We start from the raw sequence: 16,200 nt of genomic DNA on the forward strand, positions 1-16,200 counted from the left end.
GGTCGAGCAAGTGAAAGTGGGAGCAGTTTAGAGGAACAAGCCGGGACCCGGGCGACTTCCTTCGGGGAATCTGACGCCCACTTTGCCGATCTTGTTCCCGTCCATGACCGCAACGGTCCAAAGGGTGTTGTTCCAATCCACCTGGTCACCGACTACTGGCGCGCCACCGACTTTCTGGGCGATGAAACGGCCCAGGGACATGTCCGGATCGATGCCGTCCAGCTTCAGCCCGTACAGGGCCGCAACCGCGGCCAGCTGGGCGTCTCCTTCGAGTACGAAGTCGCCGAAGAAGCGCAGATCCAAGCCCCTTTGCGGTGCCTGGCTGAACAGTTTTCCAAGGGCCGGCAAATCGTGTTCATGGCCGATCACACACAGCAAATCACCAACTTCCAGCACCGTACTACCCGACGGATGGAGCAGTTGCTGGCCACGAAACAGGGCCGCGATCCGTGTACCGTCGGGCATTTTCAGATCCCGCAGGGGCGAGCCGATGCACCATTTCTCCGCGCCGAGGCGATAGATGAACAGTTCCCACTCGCTGGTGACGTGGACCTCCAGCGCTGCCCGGGAGATCGGCAGGGGTTCTGGCGGGACGGTAACGTGCAACAGTTTGGCGACCCACGGCAGACTCGTACCCTGCACCAGCAACGACACCAGCACGATAAAGAACGCCAGGTTGAAGTAGAGCTGGGCGTTGGGCAGGCCGGCCATCAACGGGAACACTGCCAGGATGATTGGCACCGCGCCGCGTAGGCCGACCCAGGAAATGAACACTTTCTCGCGGCCATGGAAAGCCTTGAACGGCAACAGCCCCACCATCACCGACAGCGGACGTGCGATCAGGATCATCCACAAGGCCAGGCCCAGGGCCGGCAGGGCGATCGGCAACAGGTCATGGGGCGTGACCAGCAGCCCCAGCACCAGGAACATGCCGATCTGCGCCAGCCAGGCCATGCCATCGAGCATGTGCAGGATGCCATGACGGCTGCGCACCGGGCGGTTGCCGATCACCAGGCCGCACAGGTAAACCGCGAGGAAGCCGCTGCCGTGCAGGGCATTGGTCAGAGCGAACACCGCCAGGCCGCCGCTGATGACGAGGATCGGGTAGAGCCCGTTGGCCAGGTTGATGCGGTTGACCAGTTGCAGCATCAGCCAGCCACCACCCAGGCCGATCACCCCGCCGATGCCGAATTCACGCAACAAGTGCCCCAGCAGGTTCCAATGCAGACCGGTTTCACCGCTGGCGAGCATGCCGATCAGGGTTACGGTCAGGAACACTGCCATGGGGTCGTTGCTACCGGACTCGATCTCCAGCGTCGCGCTGACCCGCTCGTTCAGGCCCTTGCCGCCCAACAGCGAAAACACCGCCGCGGCATCGGTCGAGCCGACGATGGCGCCAATCAGCAGACCTTGCATCAGGTTCAGATTGAACAGCCACGCCGCCGCCAGGCCGGTCAGCCCGGTGGTGATCAGGACGCCAACCGTGGCCAGCGACAATGCTGGCCACAACGCCACGCGAAAGCTCGACACCCGCGTGCGCAGGCCACCGTCCAGCAGAATGACCGCCAGCGCGAGGTTGCCGACCAGATAGGCCGTGGCGTAGTTATCGAACAGAATCCCGGCGCCGTCGACACCGGCAACCATGCCCACGGCCAGGATGATCACCAGAATCGGGATGCCCAGGCGGGACGAAAGAGAACTGACCAGAATGCTCGCACCTACCAGCAACGCGCCGATCAAGAACAGGCTGTTGATGGTCGTCGCAGTCAAAGGCAGTACTCCGAGCAAGCGTGAGGGGCGGGCGCAAACTGACCATGCAGTCTGCGTGCCAGCGATTCTAACCTGTTGAAATGTGATGCTGTCAAAAAAGGTTGGCGGATTGGGGGCAGGGCACAGCCCTTGTGGCGAGGGGATTTATCCCCGATCGAGTGCGAAGCGCTCGCCTGCTGACTGCATGGCAGTACAGTATTGGGGGGCGCTTCGCAGCCCAGCGGGGATAAATCCCCACGCCGCAAGGGCAGGTTTCGCTTAAAGGCTGAACCGCCCAACCATGCTGTTCAAGTCCACGGCCAGACGCGACAGTTCGGCACTGGCGGCGCTGGTCTGGTTGGCGCCAGTGGCCGATTGCACCGAAAGGTCGCGGATGTTCACCAGGTTGCGGTCCACTTCACGGGCCACTTGGGCCTGTTCCTCGGCGGCGCTGGCGATCACCAGGTTGCGTTCGTTGATTTCGACGATGGCGGTGTTGATGGTGTCCAGGGACAGGCCGGCACCACGGGCGATGTTCAGCGTCGACTCGGCACGTTCGGTGCTGTTGCGCATCGAATCCACGGCGTGTTCGGTGCCGCTCTGGATGCTGCCGATCATGCGTTCGATCTCGCTGGTCGACTGCTGGGTGCGATGGGCCAGAGCGCGCACTTCGTCGGCCACCACGGCGAAACCACGACCGGCCTCACCGGCACGGGCCGCTTCGATGGCGGCGTTCAAGGCCAGCAGGTTGGTCTGGTCAGCCAGGCCGCGGATAACGTCCAGCACCTTGCCGATGTCACGGGACTCGTTGGCCAGGTCGCCGATCAACGTGGCGGTGCTTTGCACATCGGCGCTCATGCGCTCGATGGCGCTGACAGTTTCCTGTACCAGGTCGCGACCGTCACCGGCAGAGGCGGTGGCGTCTTTCGAGGCTTCGGAGGTGCTGACCGCGTTGCGCGCCACTTCTTCGACGGCGCTGGTCATCTCGTTGACTGCGGTGGCGGCCTGTTCGATTTCATTGTTCTGCTGGGTCAGGCCACGGGCGCTTTCGTCGGTGACGCTGTTGAGCTCTTCGGCGGCGGAAGCCAGTTGGGTGGCCGAGCCGGAGATCCGTTGCAGGGTGTCGCGCAGTTTGTCCTGCATGGTCGACATCGCCCGCAGCAGGCGACCGGCTTCATCGTTGCCATCCACGGTAATCGGTCGGGTCAGGTTGCCCTTGGCGATTTCTTCGGCGGCGTCCAGGGCGCTGCCGATCGGACGGGTAATGCTGTTGGTCAGCAGCCAGGCGAACAGCAGGGTCAGGCCGGTGGCGATGACCAGCAGCGTGACTACCCAATTGAAGGCCGTTGAATATTGTTGGGTCGCACCCTGATTGAGGGCCTCGGCTTGCTGGTTGTTGATGTCCACCAAGCGGGCGATCGCCGCGTTGATGGCGTCTGAGTTGCTCAGCAGTTCAGTGTTGAGCAATGCGCGCAGTTCATCGAGCTGATTGTTGCGCGACAACGTTTTCATCCGCTCTTCGAGCTGGCGGTATTGGCCCAGCAATTGAACGTATTGATCGTAGGCGGCCCGCTCTTGCGGGGAGCTGATGAGTTTTTCGTAGGCGCTTTGAGCCGTCTGGATCTGCTGGTTGCGTTGCTCGAACAAGCTGAAGGTTTTCTGCTGGACGTCCGGTTCGCGGTTGACCAGCAAGCGATAGGACAGCACGCGCAGACGCAGGGTCAGCGAGGTGAATTCATCCAGGGCCTTGATGCTGGGCACGCTGTTCTGGACGAGGCTTTCGCCGGATGCACGGATTTTGCTCATCTGGCTCAGGGCGAACACCCCGAGGGCCAGCATCAGGGCGCCGATCAGGGCAAACCCCAGGAACGCCCGCGGCGCGATATTCATATTACGTAGGGACATGGAAAGTACCGGAAGGGGGCGCGTCCGTGCGGGGGTGGTGACAGGTGTTCCCTGACTTATCGGTCATACGACTAAAGTCTTGAGTCGCTGCGTGCTTTTGTCGCAGGGCGGCGCCTGCTGCGCGACGAAGGGCGGGAACCAGATCTTCCATTCACAGTCTTTACAGCTCGCCAGCGAAGCACCGCCGCCCCAAGTCGTGGCATTGACGGTGACTTTTCTTTATCGTACGCGCCCCCTTGAAAAAGCCTGGAAATCAATATGTTGGAAACATCCCTCAGCCAACTGGAACAACTGGTCAACGACCTGGTGCAACAGAACCGTCAACTGGCCGGCCTGAATGAGACCCTGAACGCGGAACTGGCCAAGGCCAAGGATGAAAATGAAAGCCTGCAACTGAGCCTGATGGAACAGGAAGAGCTGCACGGCACCACCGCCGCGCGCATCCAGGCCCTGATCGAGCGCGCCAGCGCCGGTCCTGTCAGCGCATGAAGCATGGCGCCGACGGGGTGACGGTCGTCTCGATTCTGGGAGAGGACTATTCAATCAAGGCGCCGGCCGGGCAGGAACAGGCCCTGCTGGACGCCGCTTCGATGCTCAAGGCCGCTCTGGCCGACACCAAAAGGAAATACCCGACGCTGATCGGTGATCGTCTGCTGGTGCTGGCGGCCATGAACCTGTGCTCGCAGCAGATGGAAATGCAGAAGCAACATCAAGCGGAACTCGACCGTTACCAAGAGCAAGTCAGCGCCACGGTCGAGGTCATTTCCAAGACGATTCAGCAGGCTTGAAGTCGCAACTTGGCTTACAAAGCGTCGTTGTCTGTACTTAAGTCATCGCGAGCAGGCTCGCTCCCACATGGGGCTGAGTGAACGCAATATCCGTGTTCACCGCCGAGCCACTGTGGGAGCGAGCCTGCTCGCGATTGGATTTCAGCCGCGCCGCAAGAACTGGATCAGAACCACTCATCCCGCATCCCAAGGCAGGTATCATCCCGCGCCTCAAGCAGCGCCAGCTCATGCTGACAACCTGGGACTTCCCAGGTCAGGAAATACCGCGCTGCTTGCAGCTTGCCTTTATAGAAGTCGGTGTCCGCTGCGTTCCCCTTGGCCAGGCCTTCCTCGGCCCGAATCGCCTGCTCCAGCCAGCGCCAGCCAATCACCATGTGCCCAAACACCTTGAGATACAGCGCCGAGTTGGCGAGGCTGCTGTTGACCTTGCCTTGGGCCAGGTCCGTCAGCAGGCCCAGGGTCACCGTTTGCAGGCGCGCCACCAGGGCTTCCAGCGGCTGACGCAACGCCGCCAATGATTCGTACGCCTGGGCGCGTTCGCTGGTGTCGGCCACCAGGCGGATCAGTTGCTTGAGCCCTGCACCGCCGTTTTGCGCCAGTTTACGTCCCAGCAGGTCCAGGGACTGGATGCCGTGGGTGCCTTCGTGAATCGGGTTCAAGCGGTTGTCGCGGTAATACTGTTCGACCGGGTATTCGCGGGTATAGCCGTGGCCCCCCAGAATCTGGATCGCCAGTTCGTTGGCTTTCAGGCAAAACTCCGATGGCCAGGATTTGACGATGGGGGTCAGCAGATCCAGCAACTCATGGGCGCGTCTGCGCTCGGCTTCGCTTTCAAGGGTGGTGGTGTCGTCGAACAGGCGTGCGGCGTACAGGCCCAAGTCAAATGCGCCTTCAACGTAGGCCTTCTGGGTCAGCAGCATGCGACGTACATCGGCGTGCTGGATGATCGCCACGGGAGCGGTGGTGGGGTCCTTGCTGTCGGGCACCCGGCCCTGCGGACGTTCGCGGGCGTATTCAAGGGAATACAGGTAGCCGGCGTAACCCAGCATGACCGCACCCATGCCAACGCCGATCCGCGCTTCGTTCATCATCTGGAACATGTAGCTCAGGCCGTGGTGCGGTTTTCCTACCAAGTAACCGACGCATTCGCCGTTGTCGCCGAAGTTCAGCGCCGTGGAGGTGGTGCCGCGCCAGCCCATCTTGTGGAACAGCCCGGCCAGCAGCACGTCGTTACGCTGGCCGAGGCTGCCGTCGTCGTTGACCAGGAACTTGGGCACGATAAACAGCGAGATGCCCTTAACGCCGGGTGGCGCGTCCGGCAGTTTCGCCAGGACCATGTGCACGATGTTTTCCGACAGCGGATGATCGCCGCCGGAGATGAAGATCTTGTTGCCCTTGAGCCGATAAGTGCCGTCGGATGCCGGCTCCGCACGGGTACGAATATCCGATAGCGAAGATCCGGCGTGGGGTTCGGTCAGGGCCATGGTGCCGAAGAAGCGACCATCGATCATCGGTTGCAGGAAACGTTGTTTCTGCTCCTCGCTGCCGAAGCTTTCGATCAGGTTCGCCGCGCCCATGGTCAGGAACGGGTAAGAGGTCGAAGCGGCGTTGGCCGACTGAAAGTGCGCGAAGCAGGCTTGGGACAGCAGCGTCGGCAATTGCATGCCGCCGGCGTCGAAACTGCGTGCGGCATTGAGAAAACCGGCCTCCAGGAAGGCATCCACCGCCGGCTTTACTTCCGGAATCAGGATCGCCTGACCGTCCTCGTAGCGCGGCTCGTTTTCATCGTTCTTGCGGTTATGCGGTGCGAAATATTTTTCGGCGATGCTGCGGGCGGTGCCGATGGCCGCGTCGAAGGTTTCGCGATTGTGCTCGGCGAACCGCTCGCGCTGGGTCAAGCCCTCGGCATCAAGGACTTCATACAGCTCGAAAGCCAGATTTCGGGAACTGAGCAACGTCTCGGACATGGCGGCTTACCTTTTTTTGGAATGGGCCGAGTCTAGGCGTGGCAATAGAGGCTGAACAGGATGATTGATGGCAGTGATGCAGAGGTGAGGGCAACACTAATCTAAATGTGGGAGCGAGCCTGCTCGCGATAGCGGTGGGTCAGTCAGGAATGTTGTCGACTGATCCACCGCTATCGCGAGCAGGTTCGCTCCCACAGGGATTTTGATGACCAGGCACCCATTGCAGATGCCTGGTCTACAGCGGTTTAGCCGATGGTCATCAGGCTGGCGTTGCCACCCGCCGCAGCGGTGTTGACGCTCAACGCCCGTTCGATCACCAGGCGCTCCAGTGCGATGTTGGTTTCGCCCTGGGACAAGCCCTGGACTCCGACAATGGCGCCGGCACGCTTGGCCACTTGCTGGCAAACGCTGCGCAGTTGATCCGAGTCGCCATGATGCAGGACGGCGTCGTAAGCCACTTCGTCCTTGGCCCAGTCGGAAACCCGCTGGATGCGCGCTTGAATTTCTTTCGGCAAGCGTGCGAACAGAGCTTTGCTGGTGTCGGTTTCCGGCCAAACAGCCGAGCCGCCTACCGCCAGCACCGCGGCCAGTTGCGTCAGCAGATCGCCCTCTACGTCCGCCAGGCACAGCACGTGCTCGCGGGGCAGAATGGCGTAGCTGTTGCGTTCGCCGGTCGGGCCGGTCAGTTGGCGGGTGATACCGCTTTGCGACTGAGCCGCGAACTGTACGCACAGGGCGCTCAATTCGGCGAGTTTCTGGCTGTCTGCCCAGGCTTGCAGGGCGGTCAGCGGCTTGCTCATGGCGTCACGCAAGCGCAGGTCTGGCGCGTTGAGGGCGTCGTCACGGACGAACGACTGCTGGATCGCATCGGTAGGCCGTGTCGACAGCAGGCGGTACAGGTACAGCGGACCACCGGCCTTGGGACCGGTGCCCGACAGGCCTTCGCCACCGAACGGTTGCACGCCGACCACGGCACCCACGATGTTGCGGTTCACATAGACGTTACCGGCATGGACGTTATCGATCACCTTGGCGATGGTCTCGTCGATGCGAGTATGTACGCCCAGGGTCAGGCCATAACCGGAGGCATTGATCTGGTTGATCAGTTGATCCAGTTCCTTGCGCTTGTAGCGCACTACGTGCAGCACCGGACCAAAGATCTCACGCTGCAGCTCGTCGAAGCTTTCCAGCTCGATCAGGGTCGGCATCACAAACGTGCCGCGCTTGCACTCGGCGCTGTCGGCGATTGCCATCTGGTACACGGTGCGACCTTTGTCGCGCATGGCCTGGATGTGTTTCTCGATACCGGCCTTGGCTTCAGCATCGATCACCGGGCCGATGTCTACCGACAGGCGCTCCGGGTTGCCGAGACGCGATTCAGCCATGGCACCCTTGAGCATTTCGATGACGCGGTCGGCCGAGTCTTCCTGCAAACACAGGACCCGCAGGGCGGAGCAACGCTGGCCGGCGCTGTCGAATGCTGAAGACACCACGTCGATGACCACTTGTTCGGTCAGGGCCGAGGAGTCGACGATCATCGCGTTCTGGCCACCGGTTTCGGCGATCAGCGGGATCGGACGCCCCTGGTTGTCCAGGCGCCCGGCGATGTTGCGCTGCAACAGACGAGCGACCTCGGTGGAGCCGGTGAACATCACGCCTTTGACCCGATCGTCACCCACCAGGCGGGCACCGACGGTTTCGCCACGGCCCGGCAGCAGTTGCAGCACGCCTTCCGGAATACCGGCTTCGAGCATCAGGCGCACGGCCTGGGCAGCCACCAACGGCGTCTGCTCGGCAGGCTTGGCCAGTACCGGGTTACCGGCGGCCAGCGCGGCGGCCACTTGTCCGCTGAAAATCGCCAGCGGGAAGTTCCACGGGCTGATGCAGACCACCGGGCCCAGTGGGCGGTGGGCATCGTTGGTGAAGTCGTTGCGGGCCTGCACTGCGTAGTAACGCAGGAAGTCCACGGCTTCACGCACTTCGGCGATGGCGTTGGCGAAGGTCTTGCCGGCTTCGCGGGCCAGCAGGCCCATCAACGGCTGGATCTCGCCTTCCATCAGGTCGGCGGCGCGCTCCAGGATCGCAGCGCGCTCGGCCGGTGGCGTGGCCTGCCAGATCGGCGCCGCGTTGAGGGCGCACTGGATGGCGTTGTCGACGTCAGCGACCGTGGCTTCCTGCACATGGCCGACCACGTCACGGTGATCGGACGGGTTCAGCACCGGTGCCGGTGTTTCTTCGCTGGCTGCGCAACCGAGCATCGGCGCGGCTTTCCAGTTGTTATGGGCGGTGGCCAGCAGGGCGCAGGACAGCGAGGCCAGGCGATGTTCGTTGGCCAGGTCGATGCCGCTGGAGTTGGCGCGTTCGCTGCCATAAAGATCACGCGGCAGTGGGATACGCGGGTGCGGCAGGCCGAAACCGCCTTCCAGGGTTGCCATCTGCTCGATGCTGGCAACCGGATCGGCCACCAGCTCCTGAATGGAAATGGACTGGTCGGCGATGCGGTTGACGAACGAGGTGTTGGCACCGTTTTCCAACAGGCGACGAACCAGATAAGCCAGCAGTGTCTCGTGGGTGCCGACCGGAGCGTACACGCGGCACGGACGGTTCAACTTGCCTTCGGAGACTTTGCCTACAACCTGCTCGTACAGCGGTTCACCCATGCCGTGCAGGCACTGGAACTCATACTGGCCCGGGTAATAGTTCTGACCGGCGATGTGGTAGATGGCCGACAGGGTATGGGCGTTGTGCGTGGCGAATTGCGGGTAGATGGCTTCCGGCACCGACAGCAGTTTGCGGGCGCAGGCGATGTAGGACACGTCGGTGTACACCTTGCGGGTATAGACCGGATAGCCTTCCAGGCCTTCGACCTGGGCGCGCTTGATCTCGCTGTCCCAGTAGGCGCCTTTCACCAGGCGGATCATCAGGCGGTGACGGCTGCGGCGGGCCAGATCGATGACGTAGTCGATCACGTACGGGCAACGCTTCTGATAGGCCTGGATCACGAAGCCAATGCCGTTCCAGCCAGTCAGCTGTGGTTCGAAGCACAGGCGTTCCAGCAGGTCCAGGGACAGTTCGAGGCGGTCGGCTTCTTCGGCGTCGATGTTCAAACCGATGTCGTATTGCTTGGCCAGCAGGGTCAGCGACAGCAGGCGCGGGTACAGCTCTTCCATGACGCGCTCGTACTGGGCGCGGCTGTAGCGGGGATGCAGGGCCGAGAGCTTGATGGAAATGCCCGGACCTTCATAAATCCCGCGGCCGTGGGACGCCTTGCCGATCGAGTGGATGGCTTGTTCGTACGAGGCCAGGTACTTCTGGGCGTCATGTTCGGTGAGTGCGGCTTCACCCAGCATGTCGTAGGAATAGCGGAAACCCTTGGTCTCGAATTTGTTGGCGTTGGCCAGGGCTTCGGCGATGGTTTCACCGGTGACGAACTGCTCGCCCATCAGGCGCATGGCCATGTCGACGCCCTTGCGGATCATCGGCTCGCCACTCTTGCCAATGATGCGGCTCAGGGAGGAAGTCAGGCCCGCTTCATTATGGGTGGCGACCAGTTTGCCGGTCAGCAGCAGGCCCCAAGTGGCGGCGTTGACGAACAGCGATGGGCTGTTGCCCAGGTGCGGGTGCCAGTTGCCGGTGCTGATCTTGTCGCGGATCAGTGCGTCGCGAGTACCTTTGTCCGGGATACGCAGCAGCGCCTCGGCCAGGCACATCAGCGCCACGCCTTCCTGGGACGACAGGGAAAACTCCTGCAACAGCCCCTGAACAATACCAGCACGGCCGCCGGCACTCTTCTGGTTGCGCAGTTTTTCAGCAATCGAGGAGGCCAGTTTGTTGGTGGCTTCGGCCATGTCGGCCGGCAGGCGCGCCTGCTCGATCAGCATCGGCACCACTTCCGGCTCCGGACGACGGTAAGCGGCGGTGATAGAGGCGCGCAGGACCGATTGCGGCAAAATGCTTTCGGCAAACTCCAGGAAGCACTGGTGCGCGTGGTCGACCTGGACGTCGCCGGCTTCATCGTTGTCGGCGCGAGTCGAACCGTTCAGTTCGGTCAGGGTTGCACCACCCTCGAGTTTTTCCAGGTAATTGAAAATTGCCTGCTTGATCAGCCAGTGGGGCGTGCGATCAATCGAGGTTGCGGCCGCCTTGAGGCGTTCGCGGGTTGGGTCATCGAGTTTGACCCCAAGGGTGGTGGTAGCCATATTTTTATCCTCATGTTTACCACGTATTGCGTGGCATCAGCTGGCGGCAAGATTAGCTGCGAGCTGGCCGAGGTGCAACCGGGTGCAACCTTTTTTCGTCGAAAAAATAAGCAGCTCATCAGGAAAGCAAAATTCGCGGCGTGAGCGGTGCTTCTGCTTAGTGCATTGGTTTCTAGCCAAAGGTTGATATCGCACTAAAAGGGAGCAAAAAACGGTCATTTGGCGAAAAAACCGACTGGGTGCAACTGAATCGAGCGAAACTGGTTGCACCTTATTTCATTTGTTGAATAGCATTCGTCGCCAAGGTGCAACCGGCTCGAAGCCGAGGGGCATCGGCTGATGGCTTTCCTGGGGAAACATCAGTCATAAATTCGCGGGTCCTGGAAACGTCAAGCAAGGTCTATGGTTGTCTTGTCGACGCTTCCTACTGCCACCGCTACATAAAAACAAAGCCAGGGCGTAACTCATGAGTGTTAGTAATCCCACCCTGATCACTTTCGTGATCTATATCGCTGTAATGGTCCTGATCGGCCTGATGGCTTATCGCTCCACCAATAACCTTTCCGATTACATCCTGGGCGGTCGCAGCCTGGGCAGCGTCGTGACTGCATTGTCCGCCGGTGCCTCCGACATGAGCGGCTGGCTGTTGATGGGCTTGCCCGGTGCTATCTACATGTCCGGCCTGTCGGAAGGCTGGATCGCCATCGGCCTGATCATCGGTGCCTACCTAAACTGGCTGTTCGTGGCCGGTCGCCTGCGGGTACAGACCGAGCACAACGGTGACGCGCTGACACTGCCGGATTACTTCTCCAGCCGTTTTGAAGATACAAGCGGCCTGCTGCGGATCATCTCTGCGGTGGTGATCCTGGTGTTCTTCACCATCTACTGCGCTTCCGGCATCGTGGCCGGTGCCCGTCTGTTTGAAAGCACCTTCGGCATGTCCTACGAGACAGCGCTGTGGGCCGGTGCGGCGGCAACCATTGCCTACACCTTCATTGGTGGCTTCCTGGCCGTGAGCTGGACCGACACCGTACAAGCGACCCTGATGATCTTCGCGCTGATCCTCACGCCGATCATCGTGCTGCTGGCGACCGGCGGCGTGGACACCACGTTCCTGGCCATCGAAGCGAAAGATCCTACTGCTTTCGACATGCTGAAAAACACCACGTTCATCGGCGTGATCTCGCTGATGGGCTGGGGCCTGGGCTACTTCGGCCAGCCGCACATCCTGGCGCGTTTCATGGCTGCTGACTCGGTCAAGTCCATCGCCAAGGCTCGTCGTATCTCGATGGCCTGGATGATTCTCTGCCTGGGCGGCACCGTGGCTGTCGGCTTCTTCGGTATCGCTTACTTCTCGGCGCACCCGGAAGTGGCCGGCCCCGTGACCGAGAACCCTGAGCGTGTGTTCATCGAGCTGGCCAAGCTGCTGTTCAACCCATGGGTGGCCGGTGTGCTGCTGTCGGCGATCCTGGCAGCTGTCATGAGCACCCTGAGCTGTCAGTTGCTGGTGTGCTCCAGTGCCCTGACCGAAGACTTCTACAAGGCTTTCCTGCGCAAGCATGCTTCCCAGTTGGAGCTGGTCTGGGTCGGCCGCGCCATGGTGTTGCTGGTGGCAGTGGTTGCCATCTTCCTGGCTGCCAACCCGGAGAACCGTGTCCTGGGTCTGGTGAGCTACGCTTGGGCCGGTTTCGGTGCTGCCTTCGGTCCTGTGGTCCTGATCTCGGTGATCTGGAAAAACATGACCCGTAACGGCGCGCTGGCAGGCATCCTGGTGGGGGCGATCACCGTGATCGTCTGGAAACACTTCGAGCTGCTGGGCCTGTACGAAATCATCCCAGGCTTCATCTTCGCCAGCCTGGCTATCTACTTCGTCAGCAAGATGGGCTCGCCTACCGCCGGTATGCTGCAGCGCTTCGAAGCGGCTGAGAAAGATTTCCGCCTGAACCAGTAAGACCTCCAGCGAGGCCTTGACGGCTCGCGCGAAGCTTCTGAATAGAGAAACGGCCCGTCCTCCCATGGAGACGGGCCGTTTTTTATGGGCATCAGTCCAGCTCTGTGTCGGGCTGATTGAGAAATATCAGCACGCCCAGTAGCGCCATGTAGAACCTGAAGGCTGCGTCCTGGCCATTCCAGATTTCTGATTGCCACATCAGAAACCATTCCCCGCCGACGACCATGAAGCCAAAGAACCAGACGAAGAAACCCACCGTCAAACCGATGATGGCGCAGCGTTTGGTCTGAGCGAAAACCACGCTCGGGGTTTTACGTGCCTGCCATAGTTCGAGCGCGCCATAGCCCAGCAAGCCTGCGGTGAGCGCTTCGCCAAGGATGATCAGCCAGTAGGCGCCGTGCCATGCCCAAGGCTGGTCGATGGCGCGATAGCGCGCGGCATTGTCGGGAAAGGTGGTGTCCATACTCAGCACGTGATGGACGAAATTGAAGTTGGAATGGTAGTCCGTGATGTTGTTGAACACGGTCAGCAAGGCGAAAGCGGCGAGAGCCAGGGTCATTGCGATTTTTGCGTAGCGAGTCGTCATGGGTTGCGTCCTTTGCTTTTTTGCGACGAAAGGACGTTAGCACGGCCCAGTGCGGTCCTGAGGCCGTCAGGTTGTAGGAATTTGCTGATTGTTTCCTGCGGCGACTTCGGTCACCACCATGCGCGGAATGTCTGTCGGAAAACGCAGCGGACAATGCGGCTTTAATCTCCTTGAATGTAAGGCAATTCTGTTTTTCCTGAGGTCCGATCAACTCTCCCTGGTGCTCATGCAGAATCGCCCGCTTTTATTCAGCAGAGGCACATCGGATGTTCGCGCCTGCCAACCAACCACGTTTCACCCTGGCACTCGACAGCGGGCCGAATGAACTCAAGGTGCTTGAGTTCAGGGGCAAGGAAGCCATCAGTCAACCCTATTGCTTTGATCTGGAACTGGTCAGTGAGCGGCCGGATCTGGCGCTGGAAGAGCTCCTGCATCGTCAGGCCTTTCTGGCTTTTGATGATCAGGGGCGGGGCATACACGGCCAGGTTTATAGCGCGGCCCAAGGCGACTCGGGCAAGCGCTTGACCCGTTACCAGATCAGACTGGTACCACGCCTGGCTTACCTGGACCATCGAATCAACCAGCGGATTTTCCAGCACCTGAGCGTGCCGGCAATCATTACCCTGATCCTGACGGATCACGGGATTCAGGGTGACGCGTTCCAGTTCAACCTCGGTGGGCAATACCCCGAGCGCGAATACTGTGTGCAGTTTGGTGAAAGCGACCTGGCCTTCATCGGGCGGATCTGCGCCGAGGCCGGGATCCATTATCACTTCCGGCACAGCCGCGACGGCCATCTGTTGGTGTTCGGTGACGACCAGACGGTGTTTCCCCGCCTGCCCGAGGCGACGTTGTATCTGCCCGGCAGTGGCATGGCCGCCAGCGAGCCGGCGATCAAGCGCCTGGCTGTGCGTCTACAGGCCCGGACCACGGCGGTGACGCTGCGTGACTACGATTTTCAAAAGCCCGGTCTGCTGTTGCAAACCAGTCTGGACAGTCAGCAGCAACCGGCTCTGGAAGCGTATCACTACCCCGGCCGGTTTTCCGATCGCGACCATGGCCGGCACCTTACCCGGCGCGCACTGGAGCGCCATGGCGCCGACCACCGTCTGGCCGAGGGGCGCAGCGACCAATGCGCACTCGTCAGTGGGCACTTCCTCCAAATCAACGGGCATCCCCGAGCGCAATGGAACGATCTCTGGCTGCTCACGCAAGTCACCCACCATGGGCGCCAGCCACAAGTGCTGGAGGAAACGGTCAGTGACAGCCCGGATGAGTTCCAGGGCTACAGCAATACGTTCCTCGCCACCCCCTGGGATGTTTTCTTTCGTCCGCCCCTGTCCCACGAAAAGCCAGCCGCCCACGGTTATCAGTCGGCGGTGGTGACGGGGCCGGTGGACAGCGAGATCCATTGCGACGAATACGGACGGGTCAAGGTGCAACTGATCTGGGATCGCCACGGTCAGCGCGACGAGCACTCCAGTTGCTGGCTACGGGTGGCCACGGGTTGGGCCCATGATCGCTATGGCAGCGTGATGATTCCCCGGGTCGGCATGGAGGTGCTGGTGGGTTTCATCGACGGTGATGTGGACAAGCCATTGGTCGTGGGCTGCCTGCCGAACGGCGCGACCCCGGTGCCCCTGGACCTGCCGGCCGATAAAACCCGCAGCATATTGCGCAGCCAGAGCAGCCCTGGCGGGGGCGGTTATAACGAATTGCGCATCGAGGATCGCCAGGGCGCCGAGGAGATTTACCTGCGGGCTCAACGCAACTGGACCCAGCATGTGCTACATGATCAGCGGGTTCAGGTTGATCACGAACGCAGCATCGTCGTCACCGGCACCGCGCGGCATGAGCTCAAGGCCGATGAGATGCGCATTACCCATGGTCAGCGCCAGGTTGAGGTCAGGCAGGATGATCATCTGGTGGTGGCCGGCGAGCGGCATATTCGGGTAACCAGTCAGGCCCTCAATGCCACCCAGCAATTTCACGTCAACGCCGGACAGCAAGTGGTACTGGATGGCGGCGTCAGCGCGACCATTCAGGCCGGCGGGCATTGGATCAACATCGGGGCTGGGGGGATCTTCAGCAGCGTGCCGATCCAGGTGGGTGGGGCACCGATGACGGCCAGGAGTGCCGCGCCAGGTTTACCCGGCAGTCCCGAAACACATGTCGCGGCCGCAGCCGCGCAACTTTCCCTCGCGCAAGTTTTCAGCCTGCAGGGCCAGGCGCCATTCTGTGAGGAGTGTGAGCGTTGCAAAGGAGGCGTCTGCGAACCATTGCCGGTGATGCCCAGGCGGGCTGGTGTCCAGGAGCGTCCATGAGTACCGGTCAATCTCCCCGCGCCTGGCTTGAGCAACAGCCCTTGCAGGCATCCGAGCAGCTCTACGCCATTTTCAGCAGCGCCAGCACCGCCGGGCCGCTGATGGCCTGGAGGCGTTCGATGACGGTGGCGCCCAGCCCGATCTGGGCCGATACGCCTTACGCCGACTGGGAAACGGTCATGCCCTATGTCGGAGCTGTCGCCCCGGACAGCGAGTTTCTTGACTGGGTCGCGACGACCGACTCGCTTGATTGGGGCTGGCTGGCGGTGACCGCTTGCAGCCAGCAAAGCCTTGCCGAACATCTGCGTGGGCTCACCCAGGTTCTGCTGCCCGGTGGCAAGTCGGTTTTTTTCCGCTTTTGGGATGGGCGTTTTATCCAGCCGATCCTGCGATCGGATGCGGTGGAGGTCAGCCAGCTGTTGCCCGCCATCAGCCGTTGCCTGATCAACGGTCGGTCTTTCGAGATCCCGGGAAATGCCCTGCGCCCGGCCCGGGCGTTCCCCTGGTGGGAAGTGCCTGCGCTGTTGTTGCAGGAACTGGCCGGGGATACGACGGACTGTCTGCTCAATAACCTGCTCAAGTGGTTGAGCGAAGAGCATCCGTATCTGTTCGAACAGGCCGACGAAAGCATCCTGCGCTGCAAGATCAGGCATTTTCTTGGGGAGCCAGGGATGGTCCATGGGCCAAAAGCCCCCCTGCAAGAATACTTGATGCAGGAGTTGGGCAGATGA

At 61.2% G+C, this 16,200-nt stretch carries 10 protein-coding genes and 1 pseudogene; 5 read left to right on the forward strand and 6 right to left on the reverse strand.

Going from position 1 to position 16,200, the window contains the following annotated elements:
- Positions 1 to 27 precede the first annotated feature (27 nt).
- From PSH91_RS02410 to PSH91_RS26640, 3 genes and pseudogenes are all read right to left on the reverse strand, one after another.
- Positions 28 to 1,770, reverse strand: coding sequence for a potassium/proton antiporter (locus tag PSH91_RS02410; protein ID WP_047225926.1), 1,743 nt, complete (start codon positions 1,768 to 1,770; stop codon positions 28 to 30).
- Positions 1,771 to 2,028: 258 nt separating this feature from the next.
- Positions 2,029 to 2,901 carry a methyl-accepting chemotaxis protein gene (locus tag PSH91_RS26635; protein ID WP_370695185.1) on the reverse strand — a complete coding sequence of 291 codons (873 nt, stop codon included), beginning with the start codon at positions 2,899 to 2,901 and terminating at the stop codon, positions 2,029 to 2,031.
- Positions 2,902 to 2,931: 30 nt separating this feature from the next.
- A pseudogene (locus tag PSH91_RS26640) lies at positions 2,932 to 3,654 on the reverse strand (MCP four helix bundle domain-containing protein); the annotation flags it as partial.
- Between the two features lie 258 nt (positions 3,655 to 3,912).
- Between PSH91_RS26640 and PSH91_RS02420 the strand changes: the two are divergent.
- Together PSH91_RS02420 and PSH91_RS02425 are read left to right on the forward strand one after the other, a co-directional pair.
- Positions 3,913 to 4,143 carry a hypothetical protein gene (locus PSH91_RS02420; protein WP_047225924.1) on the forward strand — a complete coding sequence of 77 codons (231 nt, stop codon included), beginning with the start codon at positions 3,913 to 3,915 and terminating at the stop codon, positions 4,141 to 4,143.
- Positions 4,140 to 4,442: a cell division protein ZapA gene (locus PSH91_RS02425; protein WP_047225923.1), complete on the forward strand. Its 303-nt coding sequence runs from the start codon at positions 4,140 to 4,142 to the stop codon at positions 4,440 to 4,442. Before PSH91_RS02420 ends, PSH91_RS02425 begins: the two co-directional genes overlap by 4 nt.
- Before the next feature lie 164 nt (positions 4,443 to 4,606).
- On the opposite strand, the gene PSH91_RS02430 is transcribed toward PSH91_RS02425, so the two are convergent.
- The gene (locus tag PSH91_RS02430) at positions 4,607 to 6,409 is read right to left on the reverse strand and encodes an acyl-CoA dehydrogenase (RefSeq protein ID WP_076382952.1); all 1,803 of its coding nucleotides are present in this window, start codon (positions 6,407 to 6,409) and stop codon (positions 4,607 to 4,609) included.
- A 245-nt stretch (positions 6,410 to 6,654) separates the two neighbouring features.
- Entirely contained in the window at positions 6,655 to 10,608 is a 3,954-nt protein-coding gene (putA, locus tag PSH91_RS02435; RefSeq protein ID WP_076382950.1) for a trifunctional transcriptional regulator/proline dehydrogenase/L-glutamate gamma-semialdehyde dehydrogenase, read from the reverse strand.
- A 466-nt stretch (positions 10,609 to 11,074) separates the two neighbouring features.
- Between putA and putP the strand changes: the two genes are divergently transcribed.
- Positions 11,075 to 12,559 carry a sodium/proline symporter PutP gene (gene putP / locus PSH91_RS02440; RefSeq protein ID WP_047225920.1) on the forward strand — a complete coding sequence of 495 codons (1,485 nt, stop codon included), beginning with the start codon at positions 11,075 to 11,077 and terminating at the stop codon, positions 12,557 to 12,559.
- A gap of 91 nt (positions 12,560 to 12,650) precedes the next feature.
- On the opposite strand, the gene PSH91_RS02445 is transcribed toward putP, so the two are convergent.
- Positions 12,651 to 13,145 (reverse strand): DUF2165 family protein, encoded by a 495-nt coding sequence (locus PSH91_RS02445; protein ID WP_047225919.1) that lies wholly within the window; start codon positions 13,143 to 13,145, stop codon positions 12,651 to 12,653.
- Between the two features lie 266 nt (positions 13,146 to 13,411).
- Between PSH91_RS02445 and PSH91_RS02450 the strand changes: the two genes are divergently transcribed.
- Both PSH91_RS02450 and PSH91_RS02455 read left to right on the forward strand, forming a co-directional pair.
- Entirely contained in the window at positions 13,412 to 15,469 is a 2,058-nt protein-coding gene (locus PSH91_RS02450; RefSeq protein ID WP_305467187.1) for a type VI secretion system tip protein VgrG, read from the forward strand.
- On the forward strand, positions 15,466 to 16,200 hold the full coding sequence (locus tag PSH91_RS02455) for a DUF4123 domain-containing protein (RefSeq protein WP_305467188.1): 735 nt from the start codon (positions 15,466 to 15,468) through the stop codon (positions 16,198 to 16,200). Before PSH91_RS02450 ends, PSH91_RS02455 begins: the two co-directional genes overlap by 4 nt.

This window comes from Pseudomonas sp. FP1154, from assembly GCF_030687245.1.
GTDB classification, from domain to species: domain Bacteria; phylum Pseudomonadota; class Gammaproteobacteria; order Pseudomonadales; family Pseudomonadaceae; genus Aquipseudomonas; species Aquipseudomonas rhizophila.